Annotated in this window: 18 protein-coding genes; 5 read left to right on the forward strand and 13 right to left on the reverse strand. The window is 72.8% G+C overall.

The genetic code is table 11. From position 1 onward, the window contains the following. Window positions 1–156: 156 nt before the first annotated feature. From ACIQ9G_RS12630 to ACIQ9G_RS12655, 6 genes are all read right to left on the reverse strand, one after another. Complete coding sequence (locus ACIQ9G_RS12630) at window positions 157–1,185, reverse strand: BMP family protein (RefSeq protein WP_403608466.1); 1,029 nt, start codon at window positions 1,183–1,185, stop codon at window positions 157–159. Between the two features lie 274 nt (window positions 1,186–1,459). After that, on the reverse strand, window positions 1,460–2,686 hold the full coding sequence (locus ACIQ9G_RS12635) for an amidohydrolase (RefSeq protein ID WP_403608467.1): 1,227 nt from the start codon (window positions 2,684–2,686) through the stop codon (window positions 1,460–1,462). 388 nt (window positions 2,687–3,074) lie between these two features. Next, window positions 3,075–4,271, reverse strand: a complete 1,197-nt coding sequence (locus ACIQ9G_RS12640; protein ID WP_403608468.1) for a hypothetical protein — start codon at window positions 4,269–4,271, stop codon at window positions 3,075–3,077. 43 nt (window positions 4,272–4,314) lie between these two features. Further along, window positions 4,315–5,253: an N-acetylneuraminate synthase family protein gene (locus tag ACIQ9G_RS12645; RefSeq protein WP_403608469.1), complete on the reverse strand. Its 939-nt coding sequence runs from the start codon at window positions 5,251–5,253 to the stop codon at window positions 4,315–4,317. A 14-nt stretch (window positions 5,254–5,267) separates the two neighbouring features. Further along, window positions 5,268–6,572 carry a cytidylyltransferase domain-containing protein gene (locus ACIQ9G_RS12650; RefSeq protein WP_403608470.1) on the reverse strand — a complete coding sequence of 435 codons (1,305 nt, stop codon included), beginning with the start codon at window positions 6,570–6,572 and terminating at the stop codon, window positions 5,268–5,270. 32 nt (window positions 6,573–6,604) lie between these two features. After that, window positions 6,605–7,942, reverse strand: a complete 1,338-nt coding sequence (locus ACIQ9G_RS12655; RefSeq protein ID WP_403608471.1) for a DUF6716 putative glycosyltransferase — start codon at window positions 7,940–7,942, stop codon at window positions 6,605–6,607. 199 nt (window positions 7,943–8,141) lie between these two features. On the opposite strand from ACIQ9G_RS12655, the gene ACIQ9G_RS12660 reads away from it, so the two are divergent. From ACIQ9G_RS12660 to ACIQ9G_RS12675, 4 genes are all read left to right on the forward strand, one after another. Beyond that, on the forward strand, window positions 8,142–9,119 hold the full coding sequence (locus ACIQ9G_RS12660; RefSeq protein ID WP_403608472.1) for a glycosyltransferase family 2 protein: 978 nt from the start codon (window positions 8,142–8,144) through the stop codon (window positions 9,117–9,119). Then, window positions 9,116–10,453 (forward strand): alpha-2,8-polysialyltransferase family protein, encoded by a 1,338-nt coding sequence (locus ACIQ9G_RS12665; protein WP_403608473.1) that lies wholly within the window; start codon window positions 9,116–9,118, stop codon window positions 10,451–10,453. Before ACIQ9G_RS12660 ends, ACIQ9G_RS12665 begins: the two co-directional genes overlap by 4 nt. Window positions 10,454–10,576: 123 nt before the next feature. After that, window positions 10,577–11,761 carry an acyltransferase family protein gene (locus ACIQ9G_RS12670; protein WP_403608474.1) on the forward strand — a complete coding sequence of 395 codons (1,185 nt, stop codon included), beginning with the start codon at window positions 10,577–10,579 and terminating at the stop codon, window positions 11,759–11,761. 157 nt (window positions 11,762–11,918) lie between these two features. Then, window positions 11,919–12,875 carry a class I SAM-dependent methyltransferase gene (locus ACIQ9G_RS12675; protein WP_403608475.1) on the forward strand — a complete coding sequence of 319 codons (957 nt, stop codon included), beginning with the start codon at window positions 11,919–11,921 and terminating at the stop codon, window positions 12,873–12,875. A 60-nt stretch (window positions 12,876–12,935) separates the two neighbouring features. Here ACIQ9G_RS12675 and leuE read toward each other — a convergent pair whose 3' ends face one another. From leuE to ACIQ9G_RS12690, 3 genes are all read right to left on the reverse strand, one after another. Then, a complete protein-coding gene (gene leuE / locus ACIQ9G_RS12680) occupies window positions 12,936–13,601 on the reverse strand; it encodes a leucine efflux protein LeuE (RefSeq protein ID WP_403608476.1) in 666 nt (221 codons plus the stop codon). Between the two features lie 65 nt (window positions 13,602–13,666). After that, a complete protein-coding gene (locus tag ACIQ9G_RS12685) occupies window positions 13,667–14,248 on the reverse strand; it encodes a Uma2 family endonuclease (RefSeq protein WP_403608477.1) in 582 nt (193 codons plus the stop codon). A 90-nt stretch (window positions 14,249–14,338) separates the two neighbouring features. Beyond that, window positions 14,339–15,919, reverse strand: coding sequence for a methylmalonyl-CoA mutase (locus ACIQ9G_RS12690; protein ID WP_403608478.1), 1,581 nt, complete (start codon window positions 15,917–15,919; stop codon window positions 14,339–14,341). Window positions 15,920–16,166: 247 nt separating this feature from the next. Between ACIQ9G_RS12690 and ACIQ9G_RS12695 the strand changes: the two genes are divergently transcribed. Next, window positions 16,167–17,009 carry a L,D-transpeptidase family protein gene (locus ACIQ9G_RS12695; RefSeq protein WP_403608479.1) on the forward strand — a complete coding sequence of 281 codons (843 nt, stop codon included), beginning with the start codon at window positions 16,167–16,169 and terminating at the stop codon, window positions 17,007–17,009. Window positions 17,010–17,217: 208 nt separating this feature from the next. Here ACIQ9G_RS12695 and ACIQ9G_RS12700 read toward each other — a convergent pair whose 3' ends face one another. The 4 genes from ACIQ9G_RS12700 to ACIQ9G_RS12715 all read right to left on the reverse strand — a co-directional run bounded on the left by ACIQ9G_RS12700 (window position 17,218) and on the right by ACIQ9G_RS12715 (window position 21,068). Continuing rightward, window positions 17,218–18,354: an extensin gene (locus tag ACIQ9G_RS12700; protein ID WP_403608480.1), complete on the reverse strand. Its 1,137-nt coding sequence runs from the start codon at window positions 18,352–18,354 to the stop codon at window positions 17,218–17,220. After that, on the reverse strand, window positions 18,354–19,016 hold the full coding sequence (locus ACIQ9G_RS12705; RefSeq protein ID WP_403608481.1) for an RNA polymerase sigma factor: 663 nt from the start codon (window positions 19,014–19,016) through the stop codon (window positions 18,354–18,356). Before ACIQ9G_RS12705 ends, ACIQ9G_RS12700 begins: the two co-directional genes overlap by 1 nt. Before the next feature lie 426 nt (window positions 19,017–19,442). Then, a complete protein-coding gene (locus ACIQ9G_RS12710) occupies window positions 19,443–20,390 on the reverse strand; it encodes a hypothetical protein (RefSeq protein ID WP_403608482.1) in 948 nt (315 codons plus the stop codon). Between the two features lie 60 nt (window positions 20,391–20,450). Then, complete coding sequence (locus ACIQ9G_RS12715) at window positions 20,451–21,068, reverse strand: RNA polymerase sigma factor (protein WP_403608483.1); 618 nt, start codon at window positions 21,066–21,068, stop codon at window positions 20,451–20,453. Window positions 21,069–21,361: the final 293 nt, after the last annotated feature.

Below are 21,361 nucleotides of genomic sequence, written 5' to 3' on the forward strand. Positions count from 1 at the left end.
ACCCCTTCTGTCCGGTCCGTTATCGAGATGTGGCCACATACACGGTCCGTCTTCACGGACAGCAGTACGCCCCTTGCGGAAGGCAAGGGGCGTACCGGCGGAAGGGGTGCCCGACGGGCCCGCGGCAGGGCGCGGGACCCGTGGCCGGGCGCTCGCTCACTGGGTCTTGACGGTCACCTTGCCGTCGATGATGTCCTGCTTGGCCTTGTCCACCGCGGCGACGACGTCCTTCATCGCCTGGTACTTCGGGTTGGAGTCGGCGAAGCCGACGCCGCCGGACTTCAGGTCGCCGCGCACCTCGCCGCTCAGCGGCTTGCCCTCGACCACGGACTTGCTCAGGTCGTAGACCGCGCCACCGACGTTCTTCAGCGCCGAGCCGAGGATCCAGTCCTTGTACTTCGCCAGCGCACTCTGCTGGTACTGGTCGGAGTCGACGCCGATCGCCCACACCTTGTGCTCGGCCGCGGACTGGATGACGCCCTGGCCGGACAGGCCGGCCGCGTGGTAGATCACGTCGGCGCCCGCCTCGATCTGGCCGTTGGCCGCGTCCTTGCCCTTGTCGGGGCTGGAGAACCCGCCCTCCTGCGGCGTCTGCGTCAGGTACTGCTTCTCGATCTTGACCTTCGGGTTGACCGACTGGGCACCCTGGATGAAGCCCGCCTCGAACTTGTGGATCAGCGGGATGTCCACGCCGCCGATGAAGCCGATGTGGTTCTTCTTGGTGGTCTTGGCCGCCGCGACGCCCGCCAGGTACGAGGCCTGCTCCTCGTGGAAGACCAGGTCGGCGACGTTCTTCGACTGGACGGTGTTGTCGTCGATGATGCCGAAGGTCACCTTCGGGTACTTGGCGGAGACCTCCTTGACGGCGGGCGCGTACACGAAGCCGACCCCGATGATCGGGTTGTAGCCCGCCTTGGCGAGCGTCTCCAGACGCTGCACCTTGTCGGGGTCCGTCTCGCCGTCCTGCGGCTCCACGTCCCGGCCGCCGATCTTGAACTCCTTCTCGGCCTTCTGGAAGCCGGCGAAGGCGGCGTCGTTGAAGGACTGGTCGCCCTTGCCGCCGATGTCGTAAGCCAGACCGATGCCCTTGCCGGAGTACTTGCCGGAGTCGGAGGAGCCGCCGGCCGACTCCGTGCTGGACTTGCCGCACCCGGCGGCGGCGAGCGCGACGACCGCTACGGCCACCGCGGCTCGGGAGAACCTGGACCTCGATGAGTTCAGACGCACAGCAAGCACCCCTTCATCCCCACGGCACCGTCGCCGGCCCGCTTCCCCATGTGCCGCCTCTGGTGGCGAGTTCGGCGCACAGTAACGCGCGTAGAAGTCGAGGGGAACGGGGTTTCTCCCGGCCGTTATCGAACCGTGCCGACATCGGGTTACGTGGACGCGCCGCCGATTACGGGCGGGTGACACGGACGGGCGAAGGGGCACCGAAAGGGCACCCCACCACCAGCATCCCTCAGTGCGCCGGATGCAGCAGGGCGGCCGCCGTGAACAGCTCCACGCCCACGGTGATCGCGGACTCGTCGGCGTCGAAGTCGCCCTGGTGGAGATCGCGCACGGTCCGCTCGCCCGGGGTGCGCACCCCGAGGCGGGCCATGGCGCCGGGCACGTGCTCCAGGTACCAGGAGAAGTCCTCGCCGCCGAGGCTCTGCTCGGTGCCCTCCACCGAGGCGGCGCCCCGCCGGGCCGTCATGGCGTCCCGCAGCAGTTCGGTCACCCCCGGGTCGTTGACCACCGGCGGCACCCCGCGGACGTAGGTGATCTCCGACTTGGCGCCGTGCAGGTTGGCGACCTCGTCGATGGCGGCGACCACGATGTCGGGCGCCAGCCGCCAGGCGGCGATGTCCAGGCAGCGCACGGTTCCGGCGAGCTCGGCGTGCTGCGGGATGACGTTCGGGGCGTGACCGGACTCGATCCGTCCCCAGGTCACGGCGAGCCCGGCCCGGGTGTCGACCCGCCGGCCGACCAGCGCCGGCACGTCGGTGACGACGCGGGCGGTGGCGGTGACCAGGTCCGTGGTGAGGTGGGGCCGGGCGGTGTGCCCGCCGGGGCCGTCGAGGGAGACCTCCAGGCGGTCGCAGGCGGAGGTGATGGGCCCGTGGCGCAGGCCGACCTTGCCCGCGTCCACCCGGGGATCGCAGTGCACGGCGAGGATCCGCGCCACCCCGTTGAGCGCGCCGAACTTGATCACCTCGCCGGCGCCGCCGGGCAGCACCTCCTCGGCGGGCTGGAAGATCAGCCGCACGGGCCGGGGCAGCCGCCCCTGCCGGTGCAGGTCGGCGAGCACCAGCCCGGCGCCCAGCACGACGGTCGTGTGCACGTCGTGCCCGCAGGCGTGGGCGCGGTCGGGCACCGTGGAGCGGTAGGGGCACTCGCTCTTGGTGTCCGGGATGGGCAGGGCGTCGATGTCGGCCCGCAGGGCGAGGATGTCCGGCCCGCCGTCCCACGTGTCCACCCCGATGTCGCAGACCAGCCCGGTCCCGCCGGTGAGCACCCGTGGCGTGAGCCCCGCCTTCTCCAGCCGTGCCTTGATCGCGGCGGTGGTACGGAACTCCTGGTTGCCGAGCTCCGGGTGCATGTGCAGGTCGCGGCGGAAGGCCACGAGCTCGGCGTGGAGCGCCTCGGGCAGCGCGCCGGGGAGGGCGGCATCGGTCGGCAGATCGGCCTCGGACTGTAGGGACATCAGTTGCTTCACCCTCTGAAGGGTAGGACGCCGGAGCGGTCGGCTGACCCTCGATCAACAAAACTTCAACCCGTTAGGGGAAGAAAATCCGACCGCTCGACGCATGGGGGTCGTCTGGGATGGGTAAACTCGCCCGCCTTTCCGGCCAAGTGATCGCAAAATCCCCGGGAGCGGCGGCGAACCCACTCCGCACCCGTCCACTGTCTCTCTCCACGCATACCACGCCGCACGGGGACCACGCCGGTCTGTTCACTTTCCGGACACCGCGAGGGGAATCCGTCCGTCATCCGCGCGCCGTCCGCGGCACGGCGCCGCGACACCGCCGGTGGGGCACCGGGCGTGGGGGGTGGGGCGGGCCCCCGGCGCGCGTCGGGCGGGGGCGGCGGGTTCAGGCCGTCGCCACCGCTGCCAGACGGTGCACGTCGCGGGCGGTGCCCGTCACGCCCGACAGGAAGCCCTGGGCGCGGGGGGACGCCGTGGCGGTGAGCCAGGCCGGGTCGATGTCGCAGACGGCGACCTTCACGTCCGTGCCGGCCAGCGCCAGGGGCAGGGTGTGCACGACGGTGGAGGGAAAGCTGAGCACCGTACGGCCGATCGGGCCACGCCGGGCGATCACCTCCAGCGGCAGATCGGGCCGGACGATCTCCAGGCCGGTCTCCGCCGCCAGCCGGTGGAGCTTGTCCGCGCTCTCGCGGCGGTGGGCGAAGTAGCGGGTGGCGCCGTGGGCCCGGGCCAGGGTGCGGACGGCGTTCAGATACCGCTCGCCGTCCACCACGCCCGTCTCGACGAGCGAGGTGCCCACCAGGTCGGCGCCCGCGGTGATGCGGGGCGGCCCGAAGCGGGCCCGGGTCCAGGCGAAGTCGTTCGCCGTGACGGTCACGCCGTCCGGGGTCTCCTCGATCGGCATCGAGGAGAAGACCTCCACCCGGCGGCTCGCGCTCGGCGTCAGACGGCGCCGGGCCGCGCCCGAGACGGGCGCGAAAAGGAGGTCGCGGGCGCCGGGGCGGCCGCCCTTGCGGTGCCAGCGGACCAGCCGCTCGCCGCGGGCGAGCTGGGCGACGAACTCCATCGTCGCCGTGCCGTCGTCGACCACCACGAGGTCCCGCGCCCGGGTGATGGTCAGCAGCAGTTGCACGTAGCGGGAGAACGGGTCGCCCATCACGATCCGCTCCGCCCCGCGCAGCAGCCGGGTCAGGCCGCCGATGGTCTGGAACGGCGCCGCCGGCCCGCCCCGCGCCTCCTCCCAGCGGACCTCGTGGCCCTCGTCGCGGGCCAGTTCGACCATACGGCGCAGCTGGCCGCGGGTCATGGGGTCGGTCGGGGACAGGACGACGAGGGTGAGATCCGCGCCGGCCGCCGACGGGCCGGCCGCACCGGCCGCGCCGCGGGCCCCGGTGGCACCGAGGTTCGCGGCACGCCTCGCCCGGGCCGGTACGGGCCCCGTGCCGGAGGCCTCGCGGCCTCCACCGAGGGAGCGGGCATGGGCCCACTCCAGCACGTTGAGCAGTTGTACCGGGCTCTCCACGAAGGCGAGGGTGCGGGAGCCGTGGGGGGTGGAGCCGGCGGACCCGGCGCGGAGGCTCATCGACGTACGACCGTCCCGTCGTCAGGGGTGCGGGTGCTCGGTCTCAGACCGCGACCGGCTCGCCCGCCGCCGCGGCGATCTCCGCCTCGGCGACGACGCCGGGGACACGGCGGAGCTTCTTCATCGGGCCGAGCTCGGACTCGTAGACCTTCTTCACGCCGTCGCCGAGCGAGGCCTCGATGGTGCGGATGTCGCGCACCAGGCGCTGCAGGCCCTGCGGCTCCACGGAGGCGGCCTGGTCCGAACCCCACATCGCGCGGTCCAGGGTGATGTGGCGCTCGACGAAGGTGGCGCCGAGGGCGACGGCGGCGAGCGTGGTCTGCAGGCCGGTCTCGTGGCCGGAGTAGCCGATCGGGACGTTCGGGTACTCCTGCTGCAGCGTGTTGATCACGCGCAGGTTCAGCTCGGCGGCCTTGGCCGGGTAGGTGGAGGTGGCGTGGCAGAGCAGGATGTTGTCGCTGCCGAGGACCTCGACCGCGTGGCGGATCTGCTTCGGGGTCGACATGCCGGTGGAGAGGATGACCGTGCGGTTGGTGGCGCGCAGGGCGCGCAGCAGTTCGTCGTCCGTGAGGGAGGCGGAGGCCACCTTGTGGGCGGGGACGTCGAACTTCTCCAGGAAGGCGACGGCCTCGGTGTCCCACGGGGAGGCGAACCAGGCGATGTCCTTCTCCTTGCAGTAGGCGTCGATCTGGCGGTACTCGTCCTCGCCGAACTCCACCCGGTGGCGGTAGTCGATGTAGGTCATCCGGCCCCAGGGGGTGTCGCGCTCGATGTCCCACTGGTCGCGCGGGGTGCAGATCTCCGGGGTGCGCTTCTGGAACTTCACGGCGTCGCAGCCGGCCTCGGCGGCCACGTCGATGAGCTTGAAGGCGTTCTCCAGCTCACCGTTGTGGTTGATGCCGATCTCGCCGCAGACGTAGACGGGGCGGCCGGGGCCGGCCTCGCGCGAACCGAAGCTGCGGATGCGGGAGTTGGTGCTCATGGCGTGAGATTTCCTTACTTGGTGAGGGAGTCGAGAGAGGGGCCGAGGATCCAGCTGGCGATCTCTCGGATCGCGCCGTCACCGCCGGGGACGGTGGTGACCGCGCGTGCGGCGCCGCGCACGACGTCGTGGGCGCTCGCGACCGCCACGGGCCAGCCGACGAGGGCGAAGCACGGGAGGTCATTGACGTCGTTGCCGACGTAGAGCACGCGCTCCGGCGCGATGCCCTGCTCCTCGCACCACTGCTTCAGTGCGAGGTCCTTGCGGTCGATGCCGTGCAGGACCGGGAGCTTCAGCTTCCGGGCGCGGGCGGCGACCACAGGGTTCTGCTCCGTGGACAGGATCAGCATCGTCAGGCCGCTGCGCCGCAGGGCCGCGATGCCGAGCCCGTCCCCGCGGTGCACGGAGACGAACTCGCGTCCGTCGGAGTCGATCAGCACCCGGTCGTCGGTCTGGGTGCCGTCGAAGTCGAGAACTACGGCGTCGATGTCGTCGTAGGTGGGGAGGGCGCCCGGCCTGTCCGCGTCGAAGAGCGGGGCCAGGGCGCGGGCGCGCGCGAGGTCGTGCGGGTCGTCGACCTCCAGCACGCGGGCGGGGTCGGTGCGCACCAGTTCGGTGCGGCCGAAGAAGCGGTGCCGGTGCTCGCGGAAACCGGCCGCGTCCATCGCGTAGGCGGCGCCGGTCTCCAGCAGGTCCTGGGGGCGGTCCTGGCGTCGCGGGCGGAAGGACTTGTCGTGGTTGACGCCGTAACCGCCCTCGGTCTCCGTGGAGTTGGCGACGGTCACCACGCCGCCGACGGCCGCCGCCGAGCGCGTGCCGCCGACCGCCGGCTCGTCGGCCGCGTCCCGCCAGACGAAGCCGTGGAAGGGCGCGACGGTCACCGCGGTGTCGGCGCCGTTCTCGACGACCGCCGCGGCCACCCCGTCGACGTCCTCGCGCAGGAGGAAGGGGCTGGTGCACTGGACGAGCAGGACCGCGTCGACCGGGGAGCCGTGCAGCGCCTCGTGGGCGTCCAGGGCGTGCAGGACGGCGGCCTCCGAGGTGGCGGTGTCGCCGGCGATGGCGGCCGGGCGCAGCACCACCTCGGCGCCGGCCTGGCGGGCGGCGGCGGCGATGGCCTGGTCGTCGGTGGACACCACGACGTCGGTGACCAGCCGGGCCGCGCGGCACTCGCGCACGGCGCGGGCCACCAGCGGTACGCCGCCCACCGGGGCGAGGTTCTTGGCGGGCACGCCCTTGGAGCCGCCCCGCGCGGGGATCACCGCGAGCACGCGGCGCACCGATGCGCGGGGGCCCGTCTCCGGGTTGGCGTTGGACATGGGCTGCACTCCTTGACGTGGGACGCGGTCGCTCACAGCTCCCCCATCCGCCGGATCACGGGCGCCACGCGCTGGACGCCGTGGCGGTAGGCGCCGCGGGCGGCGCGCCGGACGATCTGCCGGACCGGTCCGGGCTCCCGGTCGGCGGCCGGGGCGCCCGGCAGCGGGGTGCCGTCGGGGCCGAGGTGATGGCGGGCGAGGATGCCGGGCAGGTAGCCGGGGGCGGTGGCGGGTGTGTAGTAGGGGGCCAGCGGCGGCAGTCCGCCGGGCCGGTCGAGCAGCTCGGCGATGCGCTCGCGGGCCTGGTCGAAGGCGGTGGCGTAGCCGCCGTCGGCGGCGACGCCCTGCCGGGCCACCCACTCCTCGTCGGCCGCCGGCCGGTGTCCGGCGTCGAGCTGGTCCCAGGAGGCGAGGCAGCCGGAGCCGACGAAGTGGTGGTTGCCGAGCTCCTCGCGCACGCCCAGGTCGGTGAGGACGACCGTGGGGATACGGCGGTGCAGCGCTTCGAGGGCGGCCGTGGAGCTGACGGTCACCAGCAGGTCGGTGCGGTCGAGGACATCGCCCATGTGCCCGTACACCAGGCGGAAGTTGGGCGGCAGGTCGGTCTTCTGCGCCAGCCTCTGGTACGGCAGCTCCTCCAGGTGCGTGGTGTGCTCGCCCGGCCTGGAGCGCAGCTTGAGCAGCACCTCCCGCTCGGGGTGCCGGCGGGCGTGCTGGACCAGCCGGTCGAGCAGGTACGTACGGTCCCGGCGGTTCTCCGGGACGGAGGGCTGGGCGGCGAACACGACGGTGCAGGGCTCGTGCTCACCCGTGTAGGAGGCGCCGCCGAGGAACGGCAGGGCCACCTCGGTGACCGCCGAGGCGTCGGCGCCCACCCCGTCGTACACGGCCCGGAAACGCTCCGCGTCCTGGCGGGAGTTGGCGAGCACCAGGTCGGCGCCGTGCCGCAGCAGCAGGCCGTCGGCGAGCTTCTCGTAGACGACGCCGACGTAGCCGGTGACGACGACGGGCCGCCGGGTGCGGCCCTTCCAGGCCTGCCCGAGCCCGTGCAGCATCGCCTGCACACCGCCGCCGACGAGGGCGAGCACGAGGACGTCGTAGGGCTCCTCGCCCGCGGCGTCCCCGCCCATGGCGCGCAGGAACTCGACGGCCGTCACCTCACGGAGCGAGTCGGCGCGGACACCGACCTCCGTCAGCTGACGGGCGGTGGGGGTGGCGCGGCCACGCAGGAGATAGCCGTCGAGCCGGATGTCCGATTCGGGGGAATCATCGGCGGCGATGCGGTTCGCGGTGAGCGCGCCCCATTTCCACCGGGTGTCGGAATCCGCGAGAACGGCTACTCGCAGGGCCTTCGTTGCACTTACTGGCACGTCGAAGACCGTAGGAAGGCATTTCTAGGTTCCGCCCAACCCGATCTCAACAAACGGTTAACAGCGCATCGACGAATGGCGAATCGGGGCCCGATCGACCTGGGAAAAGGCCGGGTTCACGGCATCGCCACGCGCCGTTCACCGACCATCAAGCCGCAGGTAAAGACGGATGAAGGGCCCGGCCTTTAACGTCGCTTGCGTGGTCAAGCTCTCCGTCATCGTGCCGTTCTACAACGTGCAGCAATACGCACCCGACACCTTGAAGAGCCTGCGCGCGAACGCGCGTGAGGACTTCGAATTCATTCTCGTCGACGACTGCTCGCGCGACGAGACCCCGGACATTCTCGCGCGCGCGGAGCGCGAGCTGCCGGGCGCGGTGTGGGTCAGACACGAGAAGAACGGAGGACTGGCGACCGCGCGCAACACCGGCATCGACAGGGCCCGCGGCGAGTACCTGACGTTCCTGGACGGCGACGACTGGCTCGCCCCCGGGTACTACCCGCGGCTGCTGTCCTTCATCGAGGAACTGGGGTGCGACTTCGTGCGCACCGACCATGTGCAGTGCACCGCGCGGGCGCGCGGCATCACCCGTGTGCCGCACGGCCGGCGTGGCGTGGTGATGAACCCGCGGGACGCGATACTCCCCGCCGACCGCTCCACCTCGGTCGACTACCCCTACGCCTGGGCGGGCATCTACCACCGCCGGCTGGTCGACCGGGGCCTGCTGCACTTCACCGACGGCCTGCGCACCGCGGAGGACCGGCCGTGGATCTGGAAGCTGCACCGGGAGGCGGAGTCCTTCGCGGTGGCCGGTCTGCTCGGCGTCCACTACCGGCGCGGTGTCGCCTCCTCGCTCACGCAGATCGGCGACGTCCGGCAGCTCGATTTCATCCGGGCGTTCGACCAGGTCATCGAGGAGACGGCGAAGGACCTGGAGGCGGAGAAACTGCTGCCCAAGGCCGTCCGCACCTACTGCGCGATCATTTCGCACCACCTGGGATCCATCGAAAGGTTCGAGCCGCCCGTGGCACGGAAACTGAAGTCGCTCAGCGCGGCCGCCCTGCGGCGGATGCCCCAGGGCGTCCTCGAGGAGGCGCTCGACTCCATGGACGTCCTGCGCGCCACCCGGCTGCGCAGGATACGCCGTCGCGCGACCGGCACGGGGGTCGCCGCGTGAGCACGCAGATCTTCCTGGCGTCGACGCTGTACGGCACCGCCACGCTCGCCGCCGCCCTCGACTCCGACTGCTTCGGCCCCGCCGACCGCCGCATCCTGCTGGTCTGCAACAACGCGGCCACGCCGGAGACCACCCCGGGCCCGGACGAGATGCCGGGCTTCGAGCGGCTGCGGGACCGGTTCGACGACGTGGTGTCGTGGAACGAGACCATCTCCCCCTTCCACCCGGGCGGCTGGTCCCCGCGCGCCGACGACGTCCCGCTGTGGGAGCGGCACCTCAGGCTGCTGTGGAACCTGGGCGACGACCCGGTGGAGCTGGCCGTGGAGTCGATCCAGGTCAATCCGGCGCTCGGCGTCGCGCAGATCTTCACCGGCGCGCCCGTCACCGTCTACGCCGACGGCCTGATGAGCTACGGCCCCACCCGCAACAAGATCGACCCGCTGGTCGGCACGCGCATCGACCGGCTGCTCCACCTGGACCTGGTGCCGGGCCTGACGCCCGTGCTGCTCACCGAGTTCGGCGTCGCACCGGAGGTCGTGCCGACGGACGCCTTCCTGAAGGTGCTGGCCGAGCTCGTCGACACCGGCGGCGAGCTGCCCCGGATCGAGGGCGAACCGGCGCTGCTGCTGGGGCAGTACCTCTCCGCGCTGGAGATCCTCACCCCCGAGGAGGAGGAGCAGCTGCACGTGAGGATGCTCCGGGGCGTGGTCGAACTGGGCCACACCGAGGTCGTGTTCAAGCCGCACCCGTCGGCGCCGGCGCGCTGGTCGCGGGCGCTGGAGCAGGAGGCGGAGAAGCTGGGCGCCGACCTCACGGTGCTCGACACGCCCGTCCTGGCCGAGGTGCTCTACCAGCGGATGCGTCCCGCGCTGGTCGTGGGCTGCTTCTCCACCGCCCTGCTCACCGCCTCCGCGCTGTACGGCCTGCCGGTCGCGCGCACCGGCACCGCGGCGCTGATGGAGCGCCTGGCGCCGTACGAGAACAGCAACCGGGTGCCGGTGGCGGTCGTCGACGCGCTGCTGCCCGACCTGGGCGACCGCGCGGCCGTCACCGAGCAGCGGCGGGGCATGGACGTGGCGGCGCTGACCGAGCTGGTGCGGACCGTCTCCTACGCGATGCAGCCGAAGATCTACCACGGTCTGCGCGGGGAGGCGGAGCGGTACCTGTCGCGGCACCTGTCCCCGCGCACCTGGCGCTACTTCAAGCGCCGCCGCCTCACCTCGCTGGCCCTGCCCGGGGCCGTCCCCGCACAGCTCGCCTTCATCCCGCGCAACGCGACGGTGCGGCGGGTGGCCCGCCGGGCCCGGGCGCTGCGCCGGGGTGTCAGGAGCTGACCCGGGCCGTGTGCCCGGCCGCCCCGGCCGTGCGCCGCGCACCACGCCCCCGTCCCGCCACCGGGCGCGGGGGCGTCGCGGCGCCGGCCCCCTGTCCGCCCCCTCCGACCAGAGAGCCCTGGGATGAACGTGTCCGACCAGACCATGGCCCCGGCACGCCCGGCGCCCACGCCGCCCCCGGGGGCCACACCCGTACGGACCGCGCCCGGCCCCTCCGTGCCGGGGCCGCGCGGCGGCGACAACCGGCTGCGTTCCCTGGACGGCCTGCGGCTGCTCGCGGCCCTGATGGTGTGCCTGTACCACTTCACCGGACGCGGCGGCACGATCGCCGCCTCCTGGCACCAGTCCCCCGGCCGGATGTTCCCGACGCTGTCCCAGGCCGCGGTCTACGGCTGTCTGGGCGTGCAGTTCTTCTTCGTCATCAGCGGCTTCGTGATCTGCATGAGCAGCTGGGGCCGCAGCCTCGGCGACTTCTTCCGCTCCCGGGTCGCCCGGCTGTACCCGGCGTACTGGGTGGCCCTGCTCCTGGTCGGCGGGGCGAGCCTGGTCCTGCCCGTCGTGCTGCGACCGGTCCGGTTCGACGAGTTCCTGGTCAATCTGACGATGCTGCAGCAGCCGATGGGCGTGCCGCGGGTGCTCGGCGTGTGCTGGACGCTGTGGGCGGAGGTGCGCTTCTACGCCCTCTTCGCGCTGTGCGTGGTGTGGCGGGGCGTCACCTACCGGAGGGTGGTGATGTTCTGCGCGGTGTGGACGCTGGCCTGCGCCCTCACACAGATCGCCCACAACCCGGTGCTCGACCAGCTGGTGATGCCCGAGTACGCGCCGTTCTTCGTCGGCGGCCTCGCGCTCTACCTCGTCCACCGCTTCGGAAGCTCCCTGCTGCTGTGGGGGATCGTGGCGATCTCCTGGCTGCTGGGCCAGCACTGGGCGACGGTGGAGCTGTGGCACCCGGGCGCCCGGGGCGACCTCGTCCGCAGCCCCTGGGTCGTCCAGCTGGTGGTGGCGCTCGCCTTCGCCTCGGTGGCGGCGGTGGCGATGGGCTGGACCCGCTGGGTGAAGGGCCGCTGGCTGACGGTCGCGGGCGCGCTGACGTACCCCTTCTACCTGGTGCACGAGCATCTGGGCTGGGTGGTCATCCGTGTGCTGCACCGGCGTTTCGGACTGCACCCGTATCTCACACTGCTGCTCTCGGTGGCCGGTCTGCTGTGCCTGGCGTGGCTGATCCACCGCTTCGTGGAGCGGCCCCTCGGGCCGCGGCTGAAGCGCGCCCTGGTCGCCCGCCGGCCATCGGCCGACAGCCCGCGCTGAAGCGGAAGTTGGGCCGGAGTTCATCTGGCGGCGGGTTCGCGGATCCGTGGTCGGGCAGGTGCCGGGGGAGTTGCCGCGACCGGCCACGGCCCGACCGCCTGGGGCGTGTCTCCGGTCGCTCCGCCACCCGCCCCGTCCCCGAGGGAGCGTCATCCTCATGACCACCGCACCCGACACGGCCCGGCTGCCCCACCGGCTCGACGACGTATCCGGCTGGTTCCCCGTCCTCGACCAGGTCCTCTTCGAATGGCTCCTGAGCCGGCAGGAGTCCGCGGGACTCGACGGCGACCTGCTCGAGGTCGGGGTCTACCTCGGCAAGAGCGCGATCTTCCTCGGCCGCCATCTGCGGGCGGACGAGCGCTACACCGTGTGCGACCTCTTCGAGGGCGACGCGCCCGACGACGCCAACCGGGCCGAGTCGACCAAGTCCTACGGCACGCTGACCCGGCGCGCCTTCGAGCAGAACTACCGCGCCTTCCACGACGAGCTGCCCCGCGTCCTGCAGGGCCCCAGCTCCCTGGTGCCGGCCGAGGTCGAGCCCCGCTCCTGCCGGTTCGTCCACATCGACGGCTCCCACCTGTACGAGCACGTCCACGACGACATCGGCGCCGCCCGCGAGGCGCTGAAGCCCGGCGGAGTCGTCGTCCTGGACGACTTCCGCTCGGAGCACACGCCCGGTGTCTCCATCGCCGCCTGGGAGGCGGTGCTCAACCGGGGCCTGAAGCCGATCTGCCTGAGCACCCAGAAGCTCTACGGCACCTGGGACGATCCCGAGCCGGTCCAGGAGGAGCTGCTGGCCATGGCGCGCGAGCGGCGGGACTGCCACCTCAGCGTCCAGCAGGCCGCAGGCCACCGCATCATCCGCCTCAAGTCCAAGGACATGAAGGCCCCGCCCTTCCCGCCCTCCCGGTACGCGGGGCAGTCCCCGGCACCGCGGACGAACGCGGCCCCCGCACGGCGGCCGGCCGCACCGACCGCCCCGGCCGCGTCCACCGGTCCCGCCCGGCGGACGTCCCGCGGCCGGGCCCGCCGCCTGGCCGCCGACCTGCTGCCCCCGATCCTCACCCGCGCCCTGCGCGACGCCCGCGCGGGCCGGAACTCAGCGGCCCGCTGAGGCCGCCGGGGCCCGGTCCGCCGAAACCGGGGCCGGGCCCGAGGCCGTCGCGATCAGCCCCTACGCACTGGCCAGGGACAGCTTGACGGCGAAGCCGAGGAACAGCGCGCCCGCCGCCGACGTCGTCCACGCCGACAGGCGCCTGCGGCGGCGGAAGGCGGCGGCCAGCCTGGTGCCGCCGAAGATCAGGGCGCTGAGGTAGAGGAAGCTCGCCAGCTGGGCGAAGGTGCCGAGGACGACGAAGGACAGGGCCGGGTAGGCGTACCCCGGGTCGACGAACTGCACGAAGAAGGCGACGAAGAACAGGATCGCCTTGGGGTTGAACAGGCTGACGACGAACGCACGGCGGTAGGGCCGCTCGTCGGCCCGGCCGCGGGTGGCGGCCGGCCCCTCCTCCAGGTCCTGCAGGACCTGCTCCCGCCGCGTCCGCCACATCCCCCAGGCGGCCCGCAGCATCCCGATCGCCAGCCACGTCAGATATCCGGCGCCCGCGTACTTCACGATCCCGAACAGCACGGCGTTCGCCTTGAGCAGCGAGGCGACCCCGGCGGCCGACAGCGTCATCAGCACGGTGTCCCCGCACCAGACGCCCGCCGCGGCCGTGTAGCCGGCACGAATCCCGCGCCGGGCGGCGACGGACAGCACGTAGAGCGAGTTGGGCCCGGGGAGCAGCACGATGAGGACGAGGCCCGCCAGGTAGGTGGGGAGATCGATGACGCCGAACATGAGACGGAGTGTCGCACGAGGGCACCGCACTCCGGTCGCGGGTTTCGTGGGGCGAGACGGGCGGGTCAGTCGTCGCCGTCGAGGAGGGTGTCGACGGACAGCTCGAGGGTCACGCCGACGGACTCCGGCACGGGGACGGACTGGCCGCGCTCGAAGCGCTGGGGGGCGGGGTACTTGCCGTCGGCCGGGTCGGTGTAGAGGAGGACTTCGTCGTGTTTGCGGTCGGCCACGATGTAGACGGGGATGCCTGTCTCGGCGTAGATCTCGACCTTGTTGGCGGTGTCGTCGGTCCAGTTGGACGACGTCACTTCCAGGACCAGGCGGAAGACATGTGGCGCATAGCAGTTCTTCTCAACCAAAGAGTCCTGGTAGTCGGCGTCCACAACGGACAAGTCCGGAATCGCATAGTCCGCCGGCCCCGTGGGCAGCCACAGCCCGACGCCGGGACGCACCTTGAGGCCGGCCTCCTTCGCACCGGCTCGCCGAATCTCGTAACCGACTTCGAACACCGTTCCCTGGTGCGGCCCATCCGGCCGCGGCGTCACGATGATGCTCCCTCGAAGGATCTCCACGCGGTGTCCGGGCAGCAAGCTGGAGACACGGTCGGCGGCCTCAGCGATCGTCATCTCGCGCTCTATCACAACCACGGCAACCTCCTTTCGGGAGCACTCTCCACGAGAGTAACCGGGAACGGACGATTTCCGCTCCCGGTCACTCGTTCGGGGGAACAGCCCAGGTCAGAACGCGTCCGAGGGCACGTAGTTCCCCCAGACGTCCCGCAGCGCGTTGCACACCTCGCCGACCGTCGCGCGGGCCCTCAGGGCGTCCTTCATCGGGTACAGGACGTTGTCCTCGCCCTCGGCGGCCTTCTTCAGGGCCGCCAGCGCCGCGTCCACGGCCGCCTGGTCGCGCTCGGCGCGCAGCTTGGCAAGGCGTTCGGCCTGCTGGGCCTCGATGGCCGGGTCGACGCGCAGGGGCTCGTACGGCTCCTCCTCGTCGAGCTGGAAGCGGTTGACACCGACCACGACCCGCTCGCCGGAGTCCGTCTCCTGGGCGATGCGGTAGGCGCTGCGCTCGATCTCGTTCTTCTGGAAGCCGTGCTCGATCGCCGTGACCGCGCCGCCGAGGTCCTCGACCTTGCGCATCAGCTCCAGGGCGGCCGTCTCGACCTCGTCGGTCATCTTCTCGATGACGTAGGACCCGGCGAAGGGGTCCACCGTCGCCGTCACATCCGTCTCGTAGGCCAGGACCTGCTGGGTGCGCAGCGCCAGGCGCGCGGACTTGTCGGTGGGGAGCGCGATCGCCTCGTCGAAGGAGTTCGTGTGCAGGGACTGGGTGCCGCCGAGCACCGCCGCCAGGCCCTGGACGGCGACGCGGACCAGGTTCACCTCCGGCTGCTGCGCCGTCAGCTGCACCCCCGCCGTCTGCGTGTGGAAGCGCAGCATCAGCGACTTGGGGTTCTTGGCGCCGAACTCCTCCTTCATCACCCGCGCCCAGATCCGGCGGGCCGCGCGGAACTTGGCGACCTCCTCCAGGATCGTCGTCCGGGCGACGAAGAAGAACGACAGGCGGGGCGCGAAGTCGTCCACGTCCATGCCGGCCGCGACCGCCGTGCGGACGTACTCGATGCCGTCCGCCAGCGTGAACGCGATCTCCTGCGCGGGCGAGGCGCCCGCCTCCGCCATGTGGTAGCCGGAGATCGAGATGGTGTTCCACTTCGGGATCTCGGCCTTGCAGTACTTGAAGATGTCCGCGATCAGGCGCAGCGACGGCTTGGGCGGGAAGATGTACGTCCCGCGCGCGATGTACTCCTTCAGCACGTCGTTCTGGATCGTGCCGGTGAGCTGGTCCGCCGGTACCCCCTGCTCCTCCGCGACCAGTTGGTACAGGAGCAGCAGCAGCGCGGCCGGCGCGTTGATCGTCATCGACGTGGAGACCTTGTCCAGCGGGATCCCGCCGAACAGCACCCGCATGTCGTCGATCGAGTCGATCGCCACGCCCACCTTGCCGACCTCGCCGTGCGCGATGGGCGCGTCCGAGTCGTGGCCCATCTGGGTGGGCAGGTCGAAGGCGACGGACAGGCCCATCGTGCCGTTGGCGATGAGCTGCTTGTAGCGGGCGTTGGACTCCACCGCCGTGCCGAAGCCGGCGTACTGGCGCATCGTCCAGGGGCGGCCGGTGTACATCGACGGGTAGACACCGCGGGTGAACGGGTACGACCCCGGCTCGCCCAGCTTCCCGGCCGGGTCCCAGCCCTCCAGGGCGTCCGGCCCGTAGACCGGCTCGATGGGCAGCCCGGACTCCGACTCGCGCGCCATGGTGTGTGCCTCCGCGTTCTGAATTACTCGCCAGTTACTCGCCGGTACAGCCGACCCCCGCCACGGACTGTAGCGGCGGCCGTGCGTCGGGTGGAGGGCCCCACGCTGGGACCTTGCTCACAGACCTGTTCATCCTTGTGTTTCCCACCCTGCCCCGTGGTTCGCCGCGCGTCACGCGTGGGGAGACATCCGGGGTGTACGACCGGACAGCCGTGGGACGGCAGGGGGCGGTATGCGTATCGGGGGCATGAGCGGGAGAGGCCGCGCCGTCGCCGCGGCCGTCGCGGCGACGGCCGCGCTGTACGGGTGCACGGTGCAGGGCTCGGGGACGGGCGCGGACGGCAAGCGGCGCTCGCCGGTGCACATCGAGATTCCGGCCACCCGGTCCCCCACGGTCCACGCCCCGGCGGGCGGGGGCCCGCGCGCCACACCGGACCCCGCCACGGGCCGGGCCGCCGCGCCCGTCCTGTGGTCCCGCGGCGACTCCGGGCGGGGCGTCCGCGAGCTCCAGGCCCGGCTGCGCCAGATCGCCTGGCTGTTCGACGGCCCGACCGGGACGTACGACGACCTGACCCAGCGGGCCGTCGCGGGCTTCCAGGGCAAGCGCGGGCTGCCGCGCACGGGACGGACGGACACCGTCACCTGGCGGCGGCTGCTGGCCATGACGCACGAGCCGGGCCGGTGGGAGCTGTACCTGATGGGCGGGCAGCCGGCCGCCGCTCCGGACCCGCGCTGCCTGACCGGCCGGGTGCTGTGCATCGACAAGAGCAGCCGGACGCTGCGCTGGATGATCGGCGGACGGACCGTCTCGGTGATGGCGGTGCGCTTCGGCGCGCAGTACACGCCCACCCGGGAGGGCGTCTTCCACGTCTACTGGAAGTCCCGTCACCACGTGTCGACGCTCTACCACTCCCCCATGCCGTACGCGATGTTCTTCAGCGGCGGCCAGGCCGTGCACTACTCGTACGACTTCGCGGCCCGCGGCTACGCCGGCGGTTCGCACGGCTGTGTGAACGTGCGGGACGAGGCGGCGATCGCGCGGCTGTTCGCGCGGGTGAGGGTCGGCGACAAGGTCGTCGTGTCCTGGTGAGGCACGATCCGCCGGAGAGGGATTCGGGGCGCGGGCGGGACCGGGGGAACGTGTCCCGCCCGCGCCATTTGCACGAGCCGTAGGTACGGGGGGAACCCCGGCTCTGTGCGACGGCCGATGACCAGTCGGCTCACTCATTACTGCGCTGCGGGCCCCGAAAACGTCACACCCTGCGGAGAAGAATTTTTCAGGGGCGGAAAACCGCAGGTCAGGAGGGGTTCCTCGGCGCGGCGTTCGGCGCGGGTGAGGTCGTGGCGGGGGTGGTGCTGGGCGCGGGCGTCCTCGCCGGGGCGGCCGCGGGGGCCGGGGACAGGGACTTCTTCCCGCCGTCGGGGTGGCGGCCGCCGCCGTGGGCGCCCTGGCCACCCTCGTCGCCGCCGTTCTGGCCCTGACCTTGGTCCTGGCCGTTCCCGGTGCCGTTGCCGTTCCCGTTGCCGTTGCCGTTCCCGGTGCCCGTGCCGGTGCCGTTCCCGTTGCCGGTCCCGTTCCCGGTGCCCGTGCCGGTGCCGTTGCCGTTGCTGTTCCCGTTCCCGGTGCCCGTGCCGCCCGTGCCCTCGGAGCGGGTGTCGGCGACCTTGAGGACGCCCTCGCAGTACGTCCACACGCGCGAGGAACCGCCCGCCGCTCCCTCCAGGGCGCGCCTGCGGTCGGCGCCCAGGCCCCGGCCGTCGCGCAGGTCGCGGCAGGCGGACACCAGCCCGCCCCGGCCACGGCCCATGCTGTGGTCGGAGCCGGTGACGCTGTCCCGGCCCGGGGTGGCGCCGCCGGTGGTGTCCCGTGCACCGCCCGTGACCCCCGCGGTGGGTCCGCCGGGCCCCGGGGAGCCGGGGCCGCCGCCCGGCGAGGACGGGTCCAGCGGGCGGCCGGGGGTCGCCGGGGCCGTGACGGAGGCGGCCGGGCCGGGCTCGTCATCGCCGAACGGTGTGGGCAGCACGCCGGTCGTGGCGGCGGCTGCGACCCCGCCGACCGCTCCGGCGGCCAGCGCCGCGGACAGCGCGAGGCGTACGGAACGGCCCCGGCGGGCGCGCCGGGTGCGGCCGCCGCGGGAGCCGATGTGGACGACGCCCGCGTCGTCGGACCGGGTCCGGGCCGAGGAGTCGGACGGCGCGAAGCCGGCCTGGGCGTCCGCCCGTTCGGCGTGCGCCTTGCGGAAGGCGGCCAACGCGGCGGCCTCGCCGGGAAGTTCCGCTTCCGCCCCGGAGGGCTTCACGGAGAGGGCGTTCAGGGCCTTGGCGAGGCGTTCCGCCTGTTCACGGGCGGCGGCGTCGACGGTGTCCAGTGGCTCTCCGCGCAGCAAACGCTCCGCCGTAGCGCGGTCCAGCCACCTGTGCTGCTCGTCGGCCATCACATGTCCTTCTGCGTCCGGGCGCGCGTCCGCGTCACACCGGCGGACGTCACCGCACGGCCCTGCGGTTCTCGCGGAGGCGGCAGCGCGTCCAGGACGCCCGCCGATTCCGGATCGGCGCCGAGCAGCTCCGCGAGCCGCTTCAGACCGCGGTGCGCGGCGGTGCGTACGGCTCCGGGCCGCTTGCCGAGCGTCTCCGCGGCGGTCTTGGCGTCGAGACCCACGACGACCCGCAGGACGACGGCCTCGGCCTGGTCCTGCGGGAGCCTGGCGATGAGCGAGAGGGTGCTGCCGGTGGCCAGGGCCTCCATGGCCTCGCCCGCGGTGTCGGACTCGGCGGCCTTGCCCGTCAGTTCCGTCTCGTCGCCGCCGATCGCCGGGCGGCGGCCGCGCATCCGTATGTGGTCCAGCGCGCGGTTGCGGGCGATCCGGGCGGCCCAGCCGCGGAAGCGGTCGGCGTCGCCGCTGAACCGCCCGAGGTCCCGGGCGATCTGCAGCCAGGCCTCGGACGCCACGTCCTCCGCGTCCGGATCGCCGACCAGCGTCCGTACGTATCCGAGCAGCCGCGGTTGCACAGCGCGGTACACAGTCCGGAACGCGGTCTCGTCCCCGTCCTGTGCCGCAAGCACCGCGGCGGTCAGCTCCGCGTCGTCCCCCAGCACCCGTGGTTCCTCAGTCGATCGTTGCGGCCGGCCCCGAGGCCGTCGATGGCTGTGATCATGCATCTTTCGCGCCCGGAGCGAAAGGCACGTTACGGCGTGAAACAGCTCGCCGTCCATGACCGTACAACGCGCAACTAACTGAGGTGGGGGTGAGGTGTGACAGAAAACGCACTCCCGGCGCTGTAGAGAGTACGGGCCGCCGCGCGGCCCGTGCCGCGCGACGGCCGGGGCCTCTCCTGTGGGGGGTGGCGGCTCCGGCCGTTGCCATGGCGGCCCCGGCAGGGCACGGAAAGCGCTCGCCCCGGCCGGAAAGTGACGCGCCATGAGCGGACGAGCGGGCGCGGTCGCGCGCCGGGCATGAACTTTTCGGTAATTCTCTCCACCGGCCCGCGCAGGGGCCGGGAGCGTGCGCCGGGCGGCGCACGCTCAGCGACTCTTTCCGCCGGTCCCGCCGGAGCCGTCACCGCCGGTGGAGGCATCGCCTCCGGTGGAGGTGCCACCGCCCGTGGCCGTGCCGCCGCCCGTGCTGCCGCCGCCACCTGCGGCCGCGTCGGTGCCGCCCGTGGCCGCGCTGGTGCCGCCGCTCGCCGACCCGCCACCGGTCGCCGCCCCGGTCTCCGGCTTTCCGGTGCCGGTGTTACCGGCGGTCACGGACATCCGCGGATTACCGGAGTCGCCGGGGTTCCGCGTGCCGCCGGTGCCGCTCTCCGCGTCGCGGGCCGCGGCCCGCGCCAGCTGATCGGCGCAGTAGCCGATGACCTTGTCTTCGCCGCCCGCAGCCCTGACCAACCGCCGCCAGGCGGTAGCGTCGAGCGCCTTGCCCCGGTCCTTGACCTTCTCGTACGCCCGGCAGTGCGCCTCGGTGTCCCGGGCGGTGGCCGGGCGGTCCGTCGTGGGAGAGGGACCGGGCGTACCCGGACCGCCCGCCGACGGCCCGGCGGAGGCCCCGGCCGAGACGCCGGACGACGGGCGGGTGGAGGGCCCGTCCCCGGGTCCGCCGTCCGACGACCGGGCGGAGCCGATCGCCGCGACCGCGACTCCGCCGAGGGTGAGGCCGGCCAGGGCCAGACCCGCGGTGACCTTCACCGAGCGGCGCTTGCGCCGGGGCTCGGGCGCCCGCCAGTCGTCCCGGCGCCGGGACCGCGCGCCCTGCGCGCCGGTGTCCCGGGCGGCCCGGAACGCCATCACGGCCCGCTGCTCGGCCTCCGCGTCCAGCGAGTTACCGCGCAGCGCCGCGGCGAGCAGCACCTCCACCCGGGCTTGCTGCGCCTCCGGTATCAGGTCCCGCGTCCTGTGCCCGGCCCCGGACACGGTGCTGCCCGGGTGCCCGCGCCGACGGCCGTGAGCACTGCCGCCGCTTCGCCGTTCACCCATGTCCGTACCCGTCCCTGTCCGCCGGTCGGCCGTCCTGTCGTTCCCGGCCGCCGTTGTAGTTCACTCCGACTCCCCCAGCGTCCGGGAGTCGTCCTTCGTCACACCTGTCGCACCCAGCCGGTCCGCGAGCCGCTTCAGGCCGCGGTACGCGGCCGTCCGCACCGCGCCCGGCCGCTTGCCCAGCACGCGGGCGGCGGCAGGGCCGTCGAGACCGACCACGACGCGCAGCAGCACGGCCTCCGCCTGGTCCCTCGGGAGGGCGCGGACCAGGTCGAGGGCCCGCTCGGTGGAGAGCGACTCCAGGGCCTGGTCGTGGGTGTCGTGCGGGGCGGGCAGGTCGAAAAGTTCCGCCTCGAGCGCCGCCGCCCGCGGCCGTACGCTCCGGCGCCTCAGGTGGTCCAGCGCCCGGTGCCGGGCGATGGTCGCCGTCCAGCCGCGGAATCCGGCCCCGTCCCCCTTGAAGCGGCCGAGGTCCCGGGCTATCTCCAGCCAGGCGTCGGACGCCACGTCCTCGGCGTCGTCCCCGACCAGCCCGCGCAGATAGCCGAGCAGACCGGGCTGCACGATCCGGTAGGCGACCGCGAAGGCTGCCTCGTCACCGTCCTGGGCCCGTGCGACGGCCGCGCCCAGTTCCCCGTCGTGCGCCTGGCGGCGACGGGGTTCCCCTCCCTGGCCCAAGACTGTCCTCGTTCGTGCCGAGTGCGTAGCCACCGCGTGGCGCGTACCCCACCGCGGGCACGGTCCAGCCGTGTCCGTGTCCTCCACGATCTTCAGCGCCTGGCCCGACGGAAGTGTCACAGCCCCTGGCCGACGAGGGCCGAGCACGTCCCTCCCCCCGGGCACGACACCGGCCGCGGCCCCGGCTCCGGCCTCGGCGTCGGCCGCCGGGTGATGTTCGGCGAGTCCTGTGCGCTGTACAAGTACCGCCTGTGTGACAGGTGTTGACATCGTGTTGATCTTCTAGGGGTGGG

This window comes from Streptomyces sp. NPDC096152 (assembly GCF_044763235.1).
Lineage (GTDB): Bacteria > Actinomycetota > Actinomycetes > Streptomycetales > Streptomycetaceae > Streptomyces.

What these genes read in the sequence shown, in the direction of transcription:
- ACIQ9G_RS12645 (WP_403608469.1), bottom strand. Translation starts at nt 5,253, where the DNA reads ATGAGCACCAACTCCCGCATCCGCAGCTTCGGTTCGCGCGAGGCCGGC.
- ACIQ9G_RS12690 (WP_403608478.1), bottom strand. Translation starts at nt 15,919, where the DNA reads ATGGCGCGCGAGTCGGAGTCCGGGCTGCCCATCGAGCCGGTCTACGGG.
- ACIQ9G_RS12695 (WP_403608479.1), top strand. Translation starts at nt 16,167, where the DNA reads ATGAGCGGGAGAGGCCGCGCCGTCGCCGCGGCCGTCGCGGCGACGGCC.
- ACIQ9G_RS12710 (WP_403608482.1), bottom strand. Translation starts at nt 20,390, where the DNA reads ATGGGTGAACGGCGAAGCGGCGGCAGTGCTCACGGCCGTCGGCGCGGG.
- ACIQ9G_RS12635 (WP_403608467.1), bottom strand. Translation starts at nt 2,686, where the DNA reads ATGTCCCTACAGTCCGAGGCCGATCTGCCGACCGATGCCGCCCTCCCC.
- ACIQ9G_RS12700 (WP_403608480.1), bottom strand. Translation starts at nt 18,354, where the DNA reads ATGGCCGACGAGCAGCACAGGTGGCTGGACCGCGCTACGGCGGAGCGT.
- ACIQ9G_RS12670 (WP_403608474.1), top strand. Translation starts at nt 10,577, where the DNA reads ATGAACGTGTCCGACCAGACCATGGCCCCGGCACGCCCGGCGCCCACG.
- leuE (WP_403608476.1), bottom strand. Translation starts at nt 13,601, where the DNA reads ATGTTCGGCGTCATCGATCTCCCCACCTACCTGGCGGGCCTCGTCCTC.
- ACIQ9G_RS12640 (WP_403608468.1), bottom strand. Translation starts at nt 4,271, where the DNA reads ATGAGCCTCCGCGCCGGGTCCGCCGGCTCCACCCCCCACGGCTCCCGC.
- ACIQ9G_RS12650 (WP_403608470.1), bottom strand. Translation starts at nt 6,572, where the DNA reads ATGTCCAACGCCAACCCGGAGACGGGCCCCCGCGCATCGGTGCGCCGC.
- ACIQ9G_RS12675 (WP_403608475.1), top strand. Translation starts at nt 11,919, where the DNA reads ATGACCACCGCACCCGACACGGCCCGGCTGCCCCACCGGCTCGACGAC.